Origin of the sequence: Pseudomonas sp. NFACC37-1, assembly GCF_900101575.1 — a bacterium.
In the GTDB taxonomy this organism is placed as follows: Bacteria; Pseudomonadota; Gammaproteobacteria; order Pseudomonadales; family Pseudomonadaceae; genus Aquipseudomonas; species Aquipseudomonas fluorescens_AA.
Genome location: NZ_FMUZ01000007.1, coordinates 140729 through 160089, shown reverse-complemented (window position 1 = coordinate 160089; position 19361 = coordinate 140729). Strand labels below are relative to the sequence as shown.

The window sequence follows — 19361 nt, the reverse complement described above, 5'->3', positions numbered from 1 at the left end:
ACCGTTCCACGATGCCCAAGCCTGCCGTTGCGCTCGACTTATTATTGCTGCCGACCTGGTTGGTGCCTGTCGAACCCGCCGGTGTAGTGCTCAAGAACCATGGCCTGGGCATTCGCGACGGTTGCATCGTGTTCATCGGTCCACGGGCAGAGGCCCTGAAGTGTGACGCCACCGAGGTCCGTGAACTGCCCGGCATGCTGCTCAGCCCCGGCCTGATCAACGCCCACGGCCACGCGGCCATGACCCTGTTTCGCGGCCTGGCCGACGACCTGCCCTTGATGACCTGGCTGGAACAGCACATCTGGCCGGCTGAAGCCAAATGGGTCGATGAAGATTTCGTCCGGGATGGCACCGACCTGGCGATCGCCGAGCAGATCAAGGGTGGCATCACCTGCTTCTCCGACATGTATTTCTACCCCAAGATCGCCAGCGAGTGCGTCCACGACAGCGGTATTCGCGCGCAAATCGCCATTCCGATCCTCGACTTTCCGATCCCCGGTGCCGCCAGCGCCGACGACGCCATTCGTCAGGGCATCGAATTGTTCGGCGACCTCAAGCACCATCCGCGGATCAAAGTCGCATTCGGCCCGCACGCCCCCTACACGGTGGGCGACGAGAACCTGGAGAAAATCCGCGTGATCGCCGAGGAACTGGACGCGGCCATTCATATGCATGTTCATGAAACCGCCTTCGAAGTGCAGCAGGCTGTGGATAACACCGCTGAGCGGCCAATGGCTCGCCTGGGACGCCTTGGCCTGCTGGGACCACGCTTCCAGGCCGTGCACATGACTCAGATCAGCGACGAGGACCAAGCCCTGCTGGTAGAAAGCAATTGCAGCGTGATCCATTGCCCGGAATCGAACCTGAAGCTGGCCAGCGGTTTCTGCCCGGTGGAGCGCCTGTGGCAAGCCGGCGTCAATGTCGCCCTCGGCACCGACGGTGCGGCGAGCAACAACGACCTGGACCTGCTCGGCGAAACCCGCACCGCCGCCCTGCTGGCCAAGGCCGTCGCCGGTTCGGCCACGGCCCTGGATGCCCATCGGGCGCTGCGCATGGCCACGCTCAACGGTGCCCGGGCACTGGGCATCGAAGCGACCGTTGGCTCCCTGGAAGTCGGCAAGGCCGCCGACCTGGTGGCCTTCGATCTGTCAGGCCTGGCCCAGCAGCCGATCTACGACCCGGTGTCACAACTGATTTATGCCACCGGCCGCGATTGCGTCAAACACTTGTGGGTAGCCGGCAAGCCGTTACTGGAGGATGGCCGGCTGACCCGCATGGACGAACCGACACTGATCGCCACGGCCCAGGCCTGGGGTCGGCGCATCAGCGGCCACAACGAATGACCACGCCCCTGGAGCCACGGCTCGGGACATCTGATTTTTCAAGCTTTTCGAGGATCTGCACATGAGCAACGTCGACCACGCCGAAATCGCCAAGTTCGAAGCCCTGGCCCATCGCTGGTGGGACCGTGAAAGCGAATTCAAACCGCTGCACGACATCAACCCGTTGCGGGTCAACTGGATTGACGAACGGGTCAACCTGGCGGGCAAGAAGGTCCTCGACGTCGGTTGCGGCGGCGGCATCCTCAGCGAAGCCATGGCCCAGCGCGGAGCGACGGTGATGGGCATCGACATGGGCGAAGCGCCGCTGGCGGTGGCGCAACTGCATCAATTGGAGTCCGGCGTCAGCGTGGAATACCGGCAGATCACCGCCGAGGCCCTGGCCGAAGAAATGCCCGGCCAATTCGACGTGGTCACCTGCCTGGAAATGCTCGAGCATGTGCCGGACCCGTCCTCGGTCATCCGCGCCTGCTTCCGCATGGTCAAGCCGGGCGGCCAGGTGTTCTTCTCCACCATCAACCGCAACCCGAAGGCCTACCTGTTCGCCATCATCGGCGCCGAATACATCATGAAGCTGTTGCCACGGGGCACTCACGACTTCAAGAAATTCATCCGCCCTTCCGAACTGGGCGCCTGGAGCCGCGCGGCCGGGCTGACGGTCAAGGACATCATCGGCCTGACCTACAACCCATTGACCAAGCACTACAAGCTGGCCGCCGACGTTGACGTCAACTACATGATCCAGACCCTGCGCGAGGAGTAAGTCGATGCGTCTCAAAGCGGTTCTCTTCGACATGGACGGCACGCTGCTCGACACCGCGCCGGACTTCATCGCCATCTGCCAGGCCATGCGCGCCGACCGTGGCTTGCCACCGATGAACACCCAGCACATTCGCGACGAAATTTCCGGCGGCGCCCGGGCGATGGTCGCGGTGACCTTTTCCATGGACCCGGAATCACCAGGCTTCGAGGAGCTGCGCCAGGAGTTCCTCGACCGCTACCTCAAGGGTTGTGCGGTCCACAGCCACCTGTTCGACGGCATGGCCGAAGTACTGGCCGATATCGAAGCGGCCAACCTCATCTGGGGCGTGGTCACTAACAAGCCCGTGCGTTTCGCCGAACCGATCATGCAGCAACTGGGCCTGGCCGCGCGTTCGAAAGTGCTGATCTGCCCTGACCACGTGAAAAACAGCAAGCCGGACCCGGAACCGCTGGCCCTGGCCTGCAAGATGCTCGACCTGGACCCGGCCAGCGTGCTGTTCGTGGGCGATGACCTGCGGGACATCGAGTCCGGCCGCAGCGCCGGCACCAAGACCTGCGCGGTGACCTATGGCTACATCCACCCGGACGACAACCCGAACCATTGGGGCGCGGATGTGGTGATCGACCACCCTTCGGCGCTACGTGAAGTGCTGGATAACGCGTTGTGCAGTTGCTGAACTGAGCCGTTGTGGCGAGGGGATTTATCCCCGCTGGGGCGCGAAGCGCCCCCCTCCATCACCAGTTCAGAAAACCTGGATCCCGATGGCATGAAAAACAGGGGCTGCTTCGCAGCCCAGCGGGGATAAATCCCCTCGCCACAACAACGCACCACCACGCATCGTTATGTTTCGTGAGGTTTTTTATGTTTGATTATTCCGCCCGTCCCGACCTGCTCAATGGCCGGGTGATCCTGGTCACCGGCGCCGGTCGCGGGATCGGTGCCGCTGCGGCGAAAACCTACGCCGCCCACGGTGCCACCGTACTGCTGCTGGGCAAGACCGAAGCCAACCTGACCCAGGTCTACGATGAAATCGAAGCGGCCGGTCATCCGCAGCCAGCGGTGATCCCCTTCAACCTCGAAACGGCGCTGCCTCATCAGTACGATGAACTGGCGGCGATGATCGAAACCGAGTTCGGACATCTGGACGGCTTGCTGCACAACGCCTCGATCATCGGCCCACGTACGCCACTGGAACAGTTGTCCGGTGAGAACTTCATGCGGGTGATGCACGTCAACGTCAACGCGATGTTCATGCTCACCAGCACCTTGCTGCCGTTGCTCAAGCTGTCCAAGGATGCGTCCGTGGTGTTCACCTCCAGCAGCGTCGGCCGCAAGGGCCGGGCCTACTGGGGCGCCTATGGCGTGTCCAAGTTCGCCACCGAGGGACTGATGCAGACCCTGGCCGACGAAGTCGATACCGTCGCCGCCGTGCGCGCCAACAGCATCAACCCCGGCGCCACCCGCACCAGCATGCGCGCCCAGGCCTACCCGGGAGAAAACCCGCTCAACAACCCGACGCCCGAAGCGATCATGCCGGTCTACCTGTACCTCATGGGCCCGGACAGCACCGGCGTCAACGGTCAGGCGTTCAACGCACAATAATGAAGCCGGCATCGCGACGATTTACCGTCGCGATGCCGGCCCCGGTCAACGCCAAACCAGGCGAACCGCCAAGTCCATGTCGCCCCTGCCTTCGCGACTCGCCATCAATTCATTGATTCCTAATCGGTTTTTACGCAAGTGAACCGAATGGCACGACTTTCGCTCTAACCTCTTCAAACATGCCATGTTCGGCAGGTAATGGACGGTGAGACGAGACTTATGCCTGCCATGGAAAGCGGACTAGACTCAAATCAGTTGTCCTACGGGACTGAAGGACCAGTACGACGTGCAGCCCAAAGCCGCCGCACCCAACCTGCGGGACAGATTTAGCTTAGGGGCTAACGCCATATGAAAACGCCCACCCAGATCAACGCGTTCGACTTCGACAGCGCCAAATTGCAGCGTTTGGGCCTGACTCGGCCGTCGCCGCTCCCTGCACGTTCCGTCAGTCTGTCGCAATTGCGCCAGCAACTGAGCCAGCAACTACAGACCAGCCTGGAGCCTCAGCGCATCCTGGGCCTGTTTTTCCGGGAAATCCAGCGACTGGTGCCCCTGGATGCGTTGGCCTATCAGCACAAAGCCAGTGATCTGCGTCTGGAGTTCGGGCAACGCGGGCATCACACCCTCAGCTACAACCTCAGCCATGAAGGCGAACACCTGGGTGAACTGGTATTCCGTCGTAACCAACGTTTCTCCGAGGCGGAACAGAGCGACCTCGAATCCATCATGTCGACGCTGCTGTATCCGCTGCGCAACGCGCTGCTCTACCGCGCCGCGACCCAAAGCGCCCTGCGCGATCCGCTGACCGGTACCGGCAACCGCATTGCCATGGACCAGACCCTGATGCGGGAAATCGACATGGCCAAGCGTCATTCGCAACCCTTGTCGGTGCTGATGCTCGATATCGATCATTTCAAGCGCATCAACGACAGCCATGGTCACGGTGTTGGCGACGAAGTGCTCAAGGCCGTGGCCGAGTCGATCAAGGGCCAACTGCGCAATGTGGACATGGTGTTCAGGTTCGGTGGTGAAGAATTTCTGATCCTGCTGGCCAATACCAGCCGGGATGCGGCGGCGATGGTCGGTGAACGACTGCGTCATGCCGCCCAGGCCCAGGATTACTTCGCCACAGGCACAAGGATCGAGCTGACGGTCAGCCTGGGGTGCGCCACCCTGCTACCGGGGGAATCCTCGGAAAGCCTGCTACGCAGGGCCGACAGCGCGCTGTACGTGGCCAAGCGCGAAGGCCGCAATCGATTGACGATGGCCGGCTGAAAACAATTGTGTGCGAGCTTGCTCGCGATGACGGCAGCACATCCAACATCTGCGCGAACTGACCCACCGCTATCGCGAGCAAGCTCGCTCCCACAGGGATTTGGGGTGAACCTGAAGCCAGCACTCATCCAAAACAACTGTGGGAGCGGGCCTGCTCGCGATAGCGGCCTGGCAGTCAACCTCCCCGTCGACTGTCAGACCGCTTCGCGAGCAGGCCCGCTCCCACAGGTTGTGGCTATCTGTAGCGGTAGTAATCAGCTACCGGCCAGCGCCAGACGCTCACGGGTGGCTGACGCCCTGCTGGCAGGCTCCGCCTGTTCCAGCTGCATGCAACGCTCCAGGAACAGGTACATGTAGTCATAGCTCTTGCACACGGCCTGGCGCAGCTCCGTTTGCAGGGCCTTGCTCGGGTTCATCCCCGCCAGCGTACAGATGATTTCCAGGGCTTCCCAAGGATGGGCATCGTCGTACTGGGCATGCATCTTCAGCCACTTCATGGCCCGCTTGCGCTCTTCCTCGGCGAAGGCGGCCGCGTAGACACCGTTGGAACACACCAGCGCCGACCACTCTCCCGTGGCGCCCTCGATGGCGTAGTTGGTCGCGGCGATGGCCACGATCAACGAGTCCGAGGAACTGGTGTGCCAGCACCAGTGGCTCAAGGCATGCAGCTCAGGCGGCACCTGCTGGGCTTGCAGGTCTTCCAGGGTCACGCCATGGGCGGCGCTCCAGTTGACCCAGTAGTCGGCATGGTTGAGTTCGACACGAATGTTGCGCATCAGCCAGCGACGCGCCATGTCCTCGCCGGGGTGGCGGGCAAAGCGGGTCTTGGTGAGGTTCTGTGCCATGTATAAAGCGAACTGTTCAACGACCGGCCAACCACCAATGAGGTAGTGGCGCATGGTCTTGGCGCTGAGCTTGTTGTCGCGCATGCGCTGATACAGTTCGTGTTCGACAACCCGGCGCTTGCTCTCGCTGCAATCGGTAATGAGCTGCTGTGCCCATTTCGGATAGCTTGTGGCGTCCATGAGCGGGCCTGTTCGGTTGAATGTGTCGATCACTGTCGGGCTCCTTTTGATTGTGATTTTCTCGGATCAACAAGAGTTTCAGCGGAACGTGCCGGGGGCCTTGAATAACAGCGGCTGGGGCCGGGCCGGCCGACATTGCAACGTGTCGCAGGTAAACAATTGCGGGCGTTCGATCACATACCCCTGAGCGAAGTCCACCCCTATCTCCAGCAACGCCTGCTCGATCTGGGCGGTTTCAACAAACTCGGCAATCGTGCGCTTACCCATGACGTGACCGATGTGATTGATCACCTCGACCATTGCACGGTTAATCGGGTCGTCCAGCATATCCTTTACGAAACTCCCGTCGATCTTCAAGAAGTCTACAGGTAAATGTTTCAGGTAAGCGAATGAAGACATTCCGGCGCAAAAGTCATCCAGAGAAAAATAGCAGCCCAAGCTCTTGAGTTCATTGATAAAGCGGATCGCACTGCCCAGATTCGAAATAGCGCTGGTCTCGGTAATTTCAAAACAAATCATTTCCGGCGGAATCGAGTAAGCCGCGAACTGTTTACGCAAGAAGTCGAGGAACGCCTGATCTCCGATAGTTGTGCCTGACAGATTAATCGCACACATCGCCATGGGCCCCTGCCGCGATTCATTCAGGCACTGGCGGATGATCTTGAAGACATTCTCCACCACCCAACGGTCCAGGGACGTCATCAGCCCGTAGCGTTCCGCCGCGGGAATGAAGCTGTCCGGCAGGATCATCCGCCCGGCTTCGTCATGTAGGCGCAACAGGATTTCAATATGGCCGCCACCATGATCGCCCGGACCCAGCGCGGCGATTTCCTGGGCGTAGAGGCAAAAGCGGTTTTCCTCCAGGGCCATGTGCAAGCGCTGGACCCAGGCCATCTCGCCAAAGCGCAGGGACAACTCCGAGTCGTCGGCGTGATAGACCTGGACCCGGTTGCGCCCCTTTTCCTTGGCCATGTAACAGGCCATGTCGGCGGCCCGCAGGGAAGCCTCCAGGGTCGTCGGAGTCTGGGCGATATGCACCAGGCCGATGCTCACGGTGGTCACGAACGGCCGGCCCTTCCAGACAAAGTGCAGGTTCTGTACGGTCTGGCGCAGCCCTTCAGCGATCTTTTCCGCGGCCTCCGGCGAACAGTTCTCCAGCAAGATCCCGAACTCATCGCCACCCAGCCGGGCCAGGGTGTCATTCTCCCGCAGCCCTGACTGCAGCAAGGCGCAGATATGCCGCAACAATTCGTCACCCGCCGCATGACCGCAGGTGTCGTTGACCAGCTTGAACTGATCCAGATCGAGGAACATCAAGGCATGGCGCCCGGTCTGGCGAGTGAGGTTGTGCAAGGCTTGCTCGAGGCGATACTCGAACTCCCGGCGGTTGGCCAGGCCAGTCAGGGCGTCATGGGTGGCTTGCCATGACAGGTTGGCGATGTATTGCCGCTCCTGGGTCATGTCATGCAGCACCAGCACAGCGCCACTGACCTGGCCCGCATGGCGGATCGGCGCGCCCACCAGGGTGACCGACACGGTGCTGCCATCCAGGCGCTGGATCAGTTTCGAATGTTCACTGGCGCCGCTGAGCCGACCGCTGAGGATGTGCTCGATCAGGGTCAGTCCTTCGGTCTGTGCATTGTCATCGAGCAAATTGAACAGCGCGGCCAGGGGCAAGCCCGTGGCGTGTTCGGCCTTCCAATGGGTCATCGCTTCGGCGGCGGGGTTCATGTAGGCGATGGCTCCGCCCACGTCGGTGGTGATCACCCCATCACCGATGGATTGCAGGGTGATCTGTGCCCGCTCTTTCTCCATCTGCAGCGCATTGGCGAACACCTGCCGCTGGGCCAGCAGTTTATGGGTACGCAACAACGCCAGGACGATCAACCCCAGGGCCGTGGCGAAATTGGTCACCAGCAAGAGCCGCAGAATGAAACGCGAGCCCTCGCCCAACGCGTCGCTGAACGCCTTGGCAGCCGGGGTGACGGAATCGTTGATCGCAAAGATCTGGGCCTTCCAGCCACGAATATCCACCTCTGACGCCTGGCCCGCGACAATACTGCTGTGCATCTGCCGGGCGACGTTATCCAGTTCGGTCAGGTAGCCATCACCCACCGTCCAGAGATCGATGGCTTCTTCCAGGTAACTGAAGTGACGGAAATTCAGATAAAGCCAGATCAGGCTGGCCACATCGTCCGGATGATTGCCGCCCTTGAGGATGCCGGCCCGCGCCGCTTCCAGGTTCGGCGGTTGGCTGTCCAGCGCTACCCGCAGCTCATGGCCACCCTCGGGTACGGCGATGGCTTGCTGGTATTTGCGGAAAATCGCCTCGTCACGGCTGTCGGCGTAGAGGTTGAGGTAATAGATGGCATCTTTCTGGCCCTTGGACCAGAGACTCTCCCCCGCTACATAGCCGCGGACTGCGGAAAGCACGTAAAGGCTTACGCCGCCAAGCAATGCCTGAAATAGCACAACGGCAATAAAGGGCCAGACGATGCCCAGCAGCCGTGGTGTTCCGAGAGTCTGCTTTTGCTTCATGAGGTCCCTTGCACAGGTACTGCCGGACGAACACCCGCCAGAATTCCGCTCCTGACTCAACAGCCTAGGCTAGTTTTCGACCCATAGAATGAATGGATGAAGAGATCTTTGCGCGGAATTTGGAAGAATCGGCGTGTTTGCCTGTTTTTTTCGATACTAAGCACAGAAAACGGCGGGAAACTCAAGGCTGTTGTATCTGTTGCAAATGACCGTAGAGTCGAGCGTAGAGCCCCCCGTCGGCAATCAATTGCAAATGGTCGCCGTCTTCGGCGATTCGCCCACCGTCGAACACCAATACCCGATCGGCCTGCTTCACCGCCGAAAGCCGGTGGGCGATGATCAACGTGGTGCGTGCGCTCAAAAAACGCGCCAGTGCCTGGTGAAGGTTGTACTCGGTGGCCGCGTCCAACGCCGAGGTGGCTTCGTCGAGAATCACCACCCGTGGGTCGGCCAGTACCATGCGGGCGATGGCCAGCCGTTGGCGTTGTCCGCCCGACAGCCGAACCCCGGAACGTCCTACTACGCTTTCCAGGCCCTGGGGCAGCGCCCGTACCGTGGCGTCGAGCTGGGCGATTTCCAATGCCCGCCAGCAGTCGTCGTCGCTGCACTCACGCCCCATGGCCAGGTTGGCCCGTACCGTGTCGTTGAACAGCGCCGGATGTTGCAACACCACTGCAACATTCTCCCGAATGGTTTCCAGGCCGATCTCCTGCTGCGTGGCGCCGCCGAAACGAATACTGCCCGACTGTGGCGTGTACAACCCCAGCAGCAACTGCACCAAGGTGCTCTTGCCGCCGCCACTGGCCCCGACAATGGCGACTTTCTCGCCCGGGGAAATGGACAGGTTCAACTGGTCGAGCACCAGTTCCTCGCCGTAACCGAAACTCAACCCCTGGATTTCGATGCCCACGGTGTCACGGCCCTTGAACGGATCGACGCCACCCGGGTACTGGGGCTCGTCGGCCCGGGCCAGCAGTTCGTTGATCCGGTTCAAGGCGCCGCCGGCCGCGTAATAGGCGTACTGCAAGTTCAACAGTTGCTCGACCGGACCGATCATGAACCAGAGGTAGCTGAACACCGCCAGCATCTGGCCGATGGACAGGTCGGAAAACACCACGGTGAGCATGGCCGCCGCGCGAAAAATATCGATGCCGAACTGGAACAGCAAGCCACTGGCGCGGTTCGAGGCGTCGGTTTTCCACTGTGAATTCACGGCGTAATCGCGGACCTCCTTGGCACGCATCCCCAATCGGCCAAGAAAATAACCCTGGCGGTTGCCGGCGCGCACTTCCTGGATGGCATCCAGGGTTTCGGTCAAGGCCTGGGTGAAGCGCGAGGTGCTGTCGTTCTCCAGTTTCTTGAGGTGTTTGACCCGCTTGCCCAGTTGCACCGTGGCGTAGATCACCAGCGGGTTGAACAGCAGGATCAGCAGCGCCAGTTCCCAGTGCATCCACACCAAGATCCCGGCAGTGCCCACCAGGGTCAGCATCGCCACCAGGAAACGGCTGAGGGTCTCGCCGATGAATTTGTCGAGGGTGTCCAGGTCGGTGACCAGATGGGCCGCCACGGTACCGCTGCCCAGGCTTTCGTACTCGCCCAAGGAGATTCGCTTGAGACGTTCGATCAAGCGGATGCGAATGCGATAGACAATGTCCTTGGCCAGCCTGGCGAACAAGCGTGCCTGCACCACGTTGAACAGCAAGGCGCCACAGCGCAGGGTCAGGGTCGCCAGCAACATCAGCCCGATATAGCCGGCGGCGCTCTGCCACGCCGTCGGCAAGGCATGGTTCATGACTTTCAGGGCCGCATCACCGTGGCCCAGCAGGACCTCGTCCACCAGCAGCGGCAACAGCAGCGGAATCGGCACACTGCACAGCGTCGCCAGCACGGCCACGCCGTTGGCGATCCACAGGGCTTTTTTATGCTTGAGGGCCAGGCGACGGATTTCCGCCCAGCTCAACCGGTCGATGCGCTGCGAGGTCGATGGTGCTGACGGCCGCTCAGGCACAGGTCGCGCGCTCCAGCCAGCGGCCAAGCAAGGGCGACAACTGGCTCAGGGGCTGGTAACCGTTGGTCAGCAAGGCCAACTGGCCGTCACGCTCGGCCAGCAGCGTGGGGAACCCGGCAATGCCCAAATCCTGGACCCAGGTGAAATCCGCAGCGGTGGCCGCATGTTGGTCGGCGCGGTCGAAGGCCGCGGCGAATTCGATGCGAGGCAGCCCGGCCTGCTCGGCCAGTTCCACCAGGACGCTGGCGTGGGTGACGTCACGGCCTTGTACATAAAAGGCCTGTTGGATCAGCTTCAACAGCGTCCAGGCCAGGTCCGGGGCCAGGCTGCGGGCCGTCACCAATGCCCGGCAGGCGGGCTCGGTGTCGTAGACGAAACCGTCCGGCAACGCGCCTTCAAGCTTGAAGGGCTGGCCGGTGGCCTGGGTCACGGCCTGCCAGTGCTCGAGAATGTAGCGCCGGGTGGTCGGCTCCAGCGCCGAACCGCTGCCGGTGCGCAAACCGCCCACCACCAGGTGCAACTCCACGCCCGCGGCGTGCGCCTGCCCGACCAACGCCTCGGCCACCGGCGCAAAGCCCCAGCACCAGGAACACATCGGGTCCATCACATAGAGCAGGCGTGACGTCATGGCTCAAGCCTCGGAAGATGTTTGCTTGTAGTTGTAGCCGATCGGGTGCGGCATGTTGCGCGCCTTGGCCAACTCGATCTGTTTCTGCCGGTCGATGGCGCTGCGACGGGTTTTCTCGCTCAGCTTATCCCAGCAATGCGGGCAACTGATGCCAGGCACATAGTGCTCCGAAGCGCGATCTTCCACGCTCACCGGAGTACGACAAGCGTGACATTGATCGTAGTCCCCTTCGCTGAGATCGTGGCGAACGGTCACGCGGTTATCGAACACGAAGCAGTCGCCGCGCCACTTGGTTTCCTCCTGAGGGACCTCTTCGAGGTATTTCAGGATGCCGCCCTTGAGGTGATAGACCTCGTCGAACCCCTGGCCGAGCATATAGCTGGAGGCTTTTTCACAGCGAATGCCACCGGTGCAGAACATCGCGACTTTCTTGTGCCTGGCCGGGTCGAAGTGGGCCTTGATGTACTCGGGGAACTCGCGAAAGCTGGTGGTCTTTGGGTCGATGGCGCCTTCGAAGGTGCCGATGGACACTTCATAATCATTGCGGGTGTCGATCAGCAGCACTTCCGGATCGCTGATCAGCGCGTTCCAGTCCTGCGGTTCGACGTAGGTACCGACTTGCTTGTTCGGGTCCACGCCTTCGACACCAAGGGTGACGATTTCTTTCTTGAGCTTGACCTTGGTGCGGTAGAACGGCTGCTCATCGCAATACGACTCTTTATGGTCGATGTCGATCATGCGCGGATCGTTCTTGAGCCAGGCCAGCAGGCCGTCGATGCCTTCGCGGGTGCCGGAGACCGTGCCGTTGATGCCTTCTTCGGCGATCAGCAACGTGCCTTTGATGCCGTTGTCGAGCATGGCCTTGAGCAAGGGCTCACGCAGCTCGACGTAATCTGCCAGGGTGACGAACTTATACAGTGCCGCCACGACAATGGGTTGTGTCATGGGTGTTTCTCCAGGTGGCTACCCTCGTAAAGGGTGAACCGGATGCGAAAAAAAACGCGCCGGGTGAGCGGCGCGTTGGGGATTCTAACAAAAACAATATGGCTTTAGGAGCGAAGTGCCCTGCAGGCAAGTGGAGCGAAGCGCTTATCGTGGCGAGGGAGCTTACCGCAGGCTGCTCTGTAGGAGCTGGCGAAGCCTGCGATCTTTTAATCTTTCGCTTGAGATTCAAGTGTAAGGAGAAGGATCGCAGCCTCGTTGCACTCGGCAGCTCCTACAGCCCCAATGGGAGCAAGCCCTATCGATCAGTGCTTGCTACCACCGGCACAGGTCGGCGAAGCCGGGGCGGCGTCGATCTGGGCCCATTCCTCGGGTGTGTAGGTGTGCAGCGCCAACGCATGGAATTCGCCCATCAGCTCGCCCAGCGTGCCATAGACCTTCTGGTGACGCTTGACACGATTGAGCCCTTCGAACTGCTGGCTGACCACCACGGCCTTGAAGTGGGTCTGCAGGCCACGGCTGTGCATGTGGCTTTCATCCAGCACTTGCAGATGCTCGGGCTGCAACAGCCCAAGCGTTGATTCGATGCGTTGTTGCATGCTCATACCGGGCTCCGCTTACGGCTTTTTCTTGGCTGGAGCAGCGGCTTTTGGCTCGAGCTCGGCCGTCATGTCGGCCAGCAGCTTGTTGACCACCGGCACTGCGCTTTCAAGCTTGGCCTGGGTCAGTTGGGCCGATTGCTGGGTCAACTGTGGCATTTTTTCCAGGACTTTCTTGCCCAATGGCGATTGGTAGAAAGCGACCAGGTCCTTGAGCTCCGATTCGTTGAAGTTGCTGGTGTAGAGCTTGACCATGTCCGGCTTGAGCTTGTTCCAGCCGATGGCTTGGTCCAGCGCGGCATTGGCCTTGGCCTGGTAGGTTTCCAGGGTGGCTTTTTTCGACTCAGGGGCCTTGGTCTGTTCAAAGCGCTGGGCGAACATCTGCTGCACTTGCATGTACACCGGAGTGCCCAGTTTGTCAGCGTGCGCGAGGGTCAGGAACGCTTCGGCGCTGGCGTTGTGGCTGGCGGTATCGGCGAAAACAGGGCCGCTGGCACACACCAGAGCAACTGCGGTACAGATGGCACGAAGACGGGTCATCGAGTTTCCTTTCATTACAGGCGAGGTAAAACCCCAAGGGCGACCATTCTGCGCCTAAAAAACGCCGGGGCTCAACCCCGACGGTTGCCGGGTCCGATTGACGGGCCGAAGCCACCGTTGCTGGATTGAGGGATGATTGAGGGAACCGGAGCCGCCCATCTGGGCCTAAACTGCGCATTCAGCCTTTAAGGAGTTTGACCCGATGAGCCGTATCGAAACCGACAGCCTTGGCCAGGTTGAAGTCCCGGACGACGCCTACTGGGGCGCGCAGACACAGCGCTCCATGATCAACTTCGCCATTGGCAACGAACGCATGCCGCTGTCGGTGTTGCACGCCCTGGCGCTGATCAAGAAGGCCGCCGCACGGGTCAACGACCGCAACGGAGACCTGCCCGCCGACATCGCCCGCCTGATCGAACAGGCCGCCGACGAAGTGCTGGCCGGCCAGCATGACGATCAGTTCCCGCTGGTGGTCTGGCAGACCGGCAGCGGGACCCAGAGCAACATGAACGTCAACGAAGTGATCGCCGGACGCGCCAACGAACTGGCCGGCAACCCCCGCGGTGGCAAGAGCCCGGTGCACCCCAACGACCACGTCAACCGTTCGCAGAGTTCCAACGACTGCTTCCCCACCGCCATGCACATCGCCGCCGCCCAGGCCGTCCATCAGCAATTGTTGCCGGCCATCGGCGAGCTGTCCGGCGGTCTCGCGGAACTGGCCGCGCGCCACATGAAGTTGGTCAAGACCGGCCGTACCCACATGATGGATGCCACGCCAATCACCTTTGGCCAGGAACTGTCGGCGTTCATTGCCCAGCTCGATTACGCCGAACGGGCGATTCGCGCCGCGCTACCGGCGGTCTGCGAACTGGCCCAGGGCGGTACGGCAGTGGGCACCGGGCTCAATTCACCCCATGGGTTCGGCGAAGCGATTGCCGCTGAACTGGCGGCGCTGTCGGGCCTGCCGTTCGTCACCGCACCCAACAAGTTTGCCGCGTTGGCCGGCCATGAACCCCTGACCTCGTTGTCCGGCGCGCTGAAAACCCTCGCCGTGACCCTGATGAAAATCGCCAACGACCTGCGCCTGCTGGGCTCCGGACCACGGGCCGGGTTCGCCGAGGTGAAATTGCCGGCCAACGAACCGGGCAGTTCCATCATGCCCGGCAAGGTCAACCCGACCCAGTGCGAAGCCTTGTCGATGCTGGCCTGCCAGGTCATGGGCAACGACGTGACCATCGGTTTTGCCGCCAGCCAGGGGCATTTGCAGTTGAACGTGTTCAAACCGGTGATCATCCACAACCTGCTGCAATCGATTCGCCTGTTGGCCGATGGTTGCAGCAACTTCCAGCAGCACTGCATCGCCGGACTCGAGCCGGACGCCGAGCAGATGGCCGCGCACCTGGAACGGGGATTGATGCTGGTGACCGCGCTGAACCCGCACATCGGTTATGACAAGTCAGCGGAAATCGCCAAGAAAGCCTACGGTGAAGGGCTGACCTTGCGCGAGGCGGCGTTGCAACTGGGGTACCTGACCGATGAAGAGTTCGATGCCTGGGTGAGGCCGGAGAATATGCTGGAGGCCGGTAGCCAGGGTTGAAGATTTGCGGTAACCGATAACCTGTCTTCGCGAGCAAGCCCGCTCCCACAATGGATTGGGGTCGGATACACAACCTGTGTCCGATGAGATCGAATGTGGGAGCGGGCTTGCTCGCGAAGAACGATAACGCGGTCTATCGCTCTACAACCATCCGCTGCCGCCGGGCCTTGAGCCCGGCGATCAGCGAGGGCCCCAGGGCGACCAGCGCCGACCCCAGGACCACCAGCACCGCCCCGCCATAGCCCAGCAGGTTGATCTGCTCGGCATGGACATAATCAGGCCACCACCAGGCCGCCATTGCCACCGCGGCGAAGGTCACCAGCGGCGTGATCGCCAGGGTCGCGCTGACCCGCGAGGCTTCCCAATGGGCCAGGGCTTCGGCAAACGCGCCATAGGCAATCAGGGTGTTGAGGCAGCAAGCAAGCAACAACCAGCCTTGCAACGGGCTCAATTGCAGCGCCTCCAACGGGTGCACCCAGGGTGTGAGCAGCAGCGCGCAGAACAGGTAGATCACCATCATCACCTGCAACGAGTTCCACACCGTCAACAATTGCTTCTGGCCCAGGGCATAGAACGTCCAGACCGTCGACGCCAGCAACACCATCAGCACCCCGGCGGTGTAGTCGCTCAGGGACGTCAGCAACTCGCCCAGGCGCTGGTTGAAAAACAGCGTGAAACCGATCAGCAACACCAGCAGGCCGATGCCCTGCCCCACGCTGAACCGCTCCTTGAACACGAACAGGCTGGCGACCAGCAACATGATCGGCCCCATCTGCACCACCAGTTGCGCGGTGCCGGGACTCAAGCGATTCAGGCCCATCAGGTACAACACGTAGTTGCCCACCAGCCCGAGCACCGCCATCGCCACCAGCCAGCCGCCGCGAGGGCCGAGCACCTTGCGACTGGGCAGGCGCCGGGTGGCCGCCAAATAGATGAACAGCAAACCGCCGGACACCAGCAAGCGAAACCAGGTCACGGTGACCGGGTCCATCACTTGCAGCACTTGCTTGAGCTTGATCGGCAGGATTCCCCAGAGCAGGGCGGTCAACAGGGCAAGGAACAAGCCGTAGACCCAGCGACCGGACGATATGTGCATGCAACCCTCGAAGCCCAAGACAAAGAACGCCCATTCTAGGCCTCTATCACCCAGCAACACAGGAACAGTTGGGGATTAATTGAACCGGCTACGGGTATGGCACATGGCCGCCTATCGGCTCGCCAAGCAGCCGTCGACGCCAACTCCTAAACTTCACTCAACCTGATCCCGCCACCTCTTTTGGAGCCCCCCATGCTCGGCAAACGCGCCCAGGACCTCGCGCCTGCGATGGTCTTTCCCAGTGACCGGATTTGCCGGATAAACGGCGAGTTTTACTTCAATACACGGGAAGGCACCCAGGAAGGGCCGTTCGCCAGTCGCGAGGATGCGTTGCGGGAGGTGGAGGCGTATGTACAGCGAATGCTGCAACTGACTCAGGTCGCCAGCTAGCACGACATCCACAGCTAGCACCACTTTACTTGTGGCGAGGGGATTTATCCCCGCTGGGTTGCGCAGCAACCCTAAAATCTACAAACACGGTGTATCAGGCTGACAGCATTGTCTGCTTTGGGGCTGCTTCGCAGCCCAGCGGGGATAAATCCCCTCGCCACAAATAATTACTCTCGCCAACTGTCAGTTCGTAGGTTATCCCACCACCTCGAACAACCCCGTAGCCCCCATCCCGCCGCCCACGCACATGGTCACGATGCCGTAACGCAGGTTGCGCCGTTGCAGCTCACGCACCAGATGCCCCACCTGCCGCGAACCGGTCATGCCGAACGGATGGCCGATGGAGATCGAGCCGCCGTTGACGTTGTATTTCTGCGGATCGATTTCCAGCCGGTCGCGGCTGTACAGGCACTGGGAAGCGAACGCCTCGTTGAGTTCCCACAGGTCGATATCGGCGATCTGCAAGCCCTTGGCCTTGAGCAGCTTGGGCACCGAAAACACCGGGCCGATGCCCATTTCGTCCGGCTCGCAACCGGCCACCGTAAAGCCACGGAAAAACGCCTTGGGCTTGAGCCCCAGGGCCAGGGCCTTTTCCAGGCTCATCACCAAGGTCATCGACGCCCCATCGGACAACTGCGAGGAGTTGCCCGCCGTCACCGAGCCGTCCTCGGCGAACACCGGCTTCAGGCCCGCGAGGCTTTCATAGGTGGTGTCGGGACGGTTGCAGTCATCACGATCGACCACGCCATCGAGGATCTGCGCGACACCCGTGTTCTTGTCCTCGACCCGGTACTTGACCGCCATCGGGATGATTTCGTCATCGAACAACCCGGCCGCCTGGGCCTTGGCGGTGCGTTGCTGGCTCTGCAAGGCGTAGCGATCCTGCTCCTCGCGGCTGACCTGGTAACGGCGGGCGACGATCTCGGCAGTCTGGCCCATGGGAAAATAAATCCCGGGCACCTGCTCCTTGAGCAACGGGTTGATCAGGTTGTCGGTGTTGACGCTTTTCATGGTCAGGCTGATGGACTCCACGCCGCCGGCCACGATGATGTCGCTGCAACCGGAAGCGATCTGGTTGGCCGCGATGGCAATGGCTTGCAGGCCCGAAGAACAGAAGCGGTTGAGGGTCATGCCGGCCGTGCCGATGCCCAATTGCGAGAGCACCGCCACGTTGCGCCCGATGTTGTAGCCCTGGGCACCTTCATTGGACCCGGCCCCGACGATGCAGTCCTCGACACTGGCCGGGTTGATGTCGTTGCGCGCCAGCAAGGCATTGACGCAATGGGCCGCCATGTCATCCGGACGGGTCATGTTGAACTTGCCACGAAAGGACTTGGCCAGGCCGGTCCGTACGCTGTCGACGATCACCACTTCACGCATGGCTGTACCTCATTGTTGTAGTCGGTTGAGAGTGGATCGAGCATAGATCCACTGGATAACCGACCGCGACAATCATTCACCTCGCGTATGCGCGCCCATCGCCCTAGCGCTTCTTCTTGCGAGCCTGTCTCGCACTGCGCTCGAAAGCCGCCTCCAGCGCCTGGTTGAGGGTGCGCAACACCTTGACCCGCGCCCAGCGCTTGTCGTTGGCCTCCACCAAGGTCCAGGGGGCAATCTCGGTGCTGGTGCGGTCGACCATGTCGCACACCGCGGCACGGTAGGCATCCCACTTGTCGCGGTTGCGCCAGTCATCCTCGGTGATCTTGAAACGCTTGAACGGAATGTCCTCGCGCTCCTGGAAACGCTCCAGTTGGGTTTCCTTGTCGATGGCCAGCCAGAACTTGACCACCACCACGCCGGCATCGGCGAGCTGTTCCTCGAAGTCGTTGATTTCCCCGTAGGCCCGCAGCCAGTCGGCCTGGCTGCAAAACCCTTCGACCCGCTCCACCAACACCCGGCCGTACCAGGAGCGGTCGAACATGGTGAACTTGCCGCGTGCGGGAATATGCCGCCAGAACCGCCACATGTAGGGGTGGGCGCGTTCTTCTTCCGTGGGCGCGGCAATGGGCACGATGCTGTATTGGCGCGGGTCCAGGGCCGCCGTGACCCGCCGGATCGCCCCGCCCTTGCCCGCCGCGTCATTGCCTTCGAACACCGCCACCAGGGCATGCTGGCGCATGCGTTTGTCCCGCAGCAGCCCGGCGAAGCGCGCCTGTTCGGTGATCAGCTGTTCTTCGTAGTCGGCCTTGTCCAGGCGCCGGGTCATGTCCAGGCTGTCGAGCAACGTGATCTGGCCATCCAACTCGGGCAGCGGCGCCACGCTGGCCTTTTGCGGCTTGATCTTCGGCCGGTCCAGGGCCTGGCGCAAACCGTCGAGCAGGATCCGCCCCACGGTGAGGCTGCGATAACAGCTGTCCACGCCTTCGATCACATGCCACGGCGCGTAATCGCGACTGGTGCGGCGCAGCACACGCTCGCCGTATTTGACGAACTTGTCATAGGTCTGGGATTGCTGCCAATCCAGCGGGCTGATGCGCCAACTGTGCAGCGGGTCATCCTTGAGCCCCTTGAGGCGGGCCTTCATCTGTTTCTTGGACAGGTGGAACCAGAACTTGAAGATCAGCGCACCTTCATCGCAGAGCATTTTTTCCAGGCGCTCGGCACCGGCGATCGCCTGGTCGAGCCGTGGGTCCTTGAATTCGCCATGGACCCGGCCTTGCAGCATCTGGCTGTACCAGTTGCCGAAGAAAATCCCCATGCGCCCCTTGGCCGGCAGCATACGCCAATAACGCCATGCAGGAGGCCGCGCCAGTTCCTCGTCGCTCTGCTGGTCGAAGGTGCGCACTTCGATCAGCCGCGGGTCCATCCATTCATTGAGCAACTTCACCGTCTCGCCCTTGCCCGCGCCTTCGATGCCGTTGATCAACACGATGACCGGAAACCGACCCTGCTGCTGCAACTCGAACTGCGCTTCCAGCAGTGCTTCACGCAGCGCCGGCACCTCGGCTTCAAAGGTTTCTTTATCGATGACGTGACCGATTTCAGCGGATTCGAACATGGACAGCTCCTTCCAGGGAT

The 19361-nt window shown here is 61.4% G+C and carries 17 protein-coding genes; 7 read left to right on the top strand and 10 right to left on the bottom strand.

All coding sequences use genetic code 11. The features are described 5' to 3' along the window. Nucleotides 1–11 precede the first annotated feature (11 nt). The 5 genes from BLP82_RS11290 to BLP82_RS11270 all read left to right on the top strand — a co-directional run bounded on the left by BLP82_RS11290 (nucleotide 12) and on the right by BLP82_RS11270 (nucleotide 4980). A complete protein-coding gene (locus tag BLP82_RS11290; protein WP_092167515.1) occupies nucleotides 12–1343 on the top strand; it encodes a TRZ/ATZ family hydrolase in 1332 nt (443 codons plus the stop codon). Between the two features lie 61 nt (nucleotides 1344–1404). Next, nucleotides 1405–2103 carry a bifunctional 2-polyprenyl-6-hydroxyphenol methylase/3-demethylubiquinol 3-O-methyltransferase UbiG gene (gene ubiG, locus BLP82_RS11285; protein ID WP_063322361.1) on the top strand — a complete coding sequence of 233 codons (699 nt, stop codon included), beginning with the start codon at nucleotides 1405–1407 and terminating at the stop codon, nucleotides 2101–2103. A 4-nt stretch (nucleotides 2104–2107) separates the two neighbouring features. After that, nucleotides 2108–2779, top strand: a complete 672-nt coding sequence (gene mupP / locus BLP82_RS11280; RefSeq protein WP_092167513.1) for an N-acetylmuramic acid 6-phosphate phosphatase MupP — start codon at nucleotides 2108–2110, stop codon at nucleotides 2777–2779. A gap of 185 nt (nucleotides 2780–2964) precedes the next feature. Then, nucleotides 2965–3705 carry a YciK family oxidoreductase gene (locus BLP82_RS11275; protein ID WP_060738597.1) on the top strand — a complete coding sequence of 247 codons (741 nt, stop codon included), beginning with the start codon at nucleotides 2965–2967 and terminating at the stop codon, nucleotides 3703–3705. A 348-nt stretch (nucleotides 3706–4053) separates the two neighbouring features. Further along, nucleotides 4054–4980, top strand: a complete 927-nt coding sequence (locus BLP82_RS11270) for a GGDEF domain-containing protein (RefSeq protein WP_092167510.1) — start codon at nucleotides 4054–4056, stop codon at nucleotides 4978–4980. A 254-nt stretch (nucleotides 4981–5234) separates the two neighbouring features. Here the strand turns inward: BLP82_RS11270 and BLP82_RS11265 are convergent, their stop codons facing one another. From BLP82_RS11265 to BLP82_RS11235, 7 genes are all read right to left on the bottom strand, one after another. Continuing rightward, entirely contained in the window at nucleotides 5235–6005 is a 771-nt protein-coding gene (locus BLP82_RS11265; RefSeq protein WP_371914132.1) for an iron-containing redox enzyme family protein, read from the bottom strand. Nucleotides 6006–6083: 78 nt separating this feature from the next. Then, nucleotides 6084–8543, bottom strand: a complete 2460-nt coding sequence (locus tag BLP82_RS11260; protein ID WP_092167504.1) for an EAL domain-containing protein — start codon at nucleotides 8541–8543, stop codon at nucleotides 6084–6086. A gap of 181 nt (nucleotides 8544–8724) precedes the next feature. After that, a complete protein-coding gene (locus BLP82_RS11255) occupies nucleotides 8725–10551 on the bottom strand; it encodes an ABC transporter ATP-binding protein (protein WP_092167501.1) in 1827 nt (608 codons plus the stop codon). Beyond that, the gene (locus tag BLP82_RS11250; protein WP_170842299.1) at nucleotides 10544–11146 is read right to left on the bottom strand and encodes a DsbA family protein; all 603 of its coding nucleotides are present in this window, start codon (nucleotides 11144–11146) and stop codon (nucleotides 10544–10546) included. The genes BLP82_RS11255 and BLP82_RS11250 overlap by 8 nt, the downstream gene beginning before the upstream one ends. Before the next feature lie 36 nt (nucleotides 11147–11182). Beyond that, nucleotides 11183–12124: an oxygen-dependent tRNA uridine(34) hydroxylase TrhO gene (locus BLP82_RS11245; RefSeq protein ID WP_092167497.1), complete on the bottom strand. Its 942-nt coding sequence runs from the start codon at nucleotides 12122–12124 to the stop codon at nucleotides 11183–11185. 302 nt (nucleotides 12125–12426) lie between these two features. Then, on the bottom strand, nucleotides 12427–12726 hold the full coding sequence (locus tag BLP82_RS11240) for a BolA family protein (RefSeq protein WP_014337210.1): 300 nt from the start codon (nucleotides 12724–12726) through the stop codon (nucleotides 12427–12429). A 12-nt stretch (nucleotides 12727–12738) separates the two neighbouring features. Further along, nucleotides 12739–13260, bottom strand: coding sequence for a DUF2059 domain-containing protein (locus tag BLP82_RS11235; RefSeq protein ID WP_092167494.1), 522 nt, complete (start codon nucleotides 13258–13260; stop codon nucleotides 12739–12741). A 202-nt stretch (nucleotides 13261–13462) separates the two neighbouring features. Here BLP82_RS11235 and BLP82_RS11230 point away from each other — a divergent pair, with 202 nt between their 5' ends. Continuing rightward, a complete protein-coding gene (locus BLP82_RS11230; RefSeq protein WP_092167491.1) occupies nucleotides 13463–14857 on the top strand; it encodes a class II fumarate hydratase in 1395 nt (464 codons plus the stop codon). Between the two features lie 133 nt (nucleotides 14858–14990). On the opposite strand, the gene BLP82_RS11225 is transcribed toward BLP82_RS11230, so the two are convergent. Then, the gene (locus BLP82_RS11225; protein ID WP_092167488.1) at nucleotides 14991–15953 is read right to left on the bottom strand and encodes a DMT family transporter; all 963 of its coding nucleotides are present in this window, start codon (nucleotides 15951–15953) and stop codon (nucleotides 14991–14993) included. Between the two features lie 192 nt (nucleotides 15954–16145). Between BLP82_RS11225 and BLP82_RS11220 the strand changes: the two genes are divergently transcribed. Further along, entirely contained in the window at nucleotides 16146–16343 is a 198-nt protein-coding gene (locus BLP82_RS11220) for a DUF6316 family protein (protein WP_060738608.1), read from the top strand. A gap of 195 nt (nucleotides 16344–16538) precedes the next feature. Here the strand turns inward: BLP82_RS11220 and BLP82_RS11215 are convergent, their stop codons facing one another. Next, on the bottom strand, nucleotides 16539–17723 hold the full coding sequence (locus BLP82_RS11215; protein WP_092167486.1) for a thiolase family protein: 1185 nt from the start codon (nucleotides 17721–17723) through the stop codon (nucleotides 16539–16541). Between the two features lie 103 nt (nucleotides 17724–17826). After that, nucleotides 17827–19341, bottom strand: coding sequence for a polyphosphate:AMP phosphotransferase (gene pap / locus BLP82_RS11210; RefSeq protein ID WP_092167484.1), 1515 nt, complete (start codon nucleotides 19339–19341; stop codon nucleotides 17827–17829). Nucleotides 19342–19361: the final 20 nt, after the last annotated feature.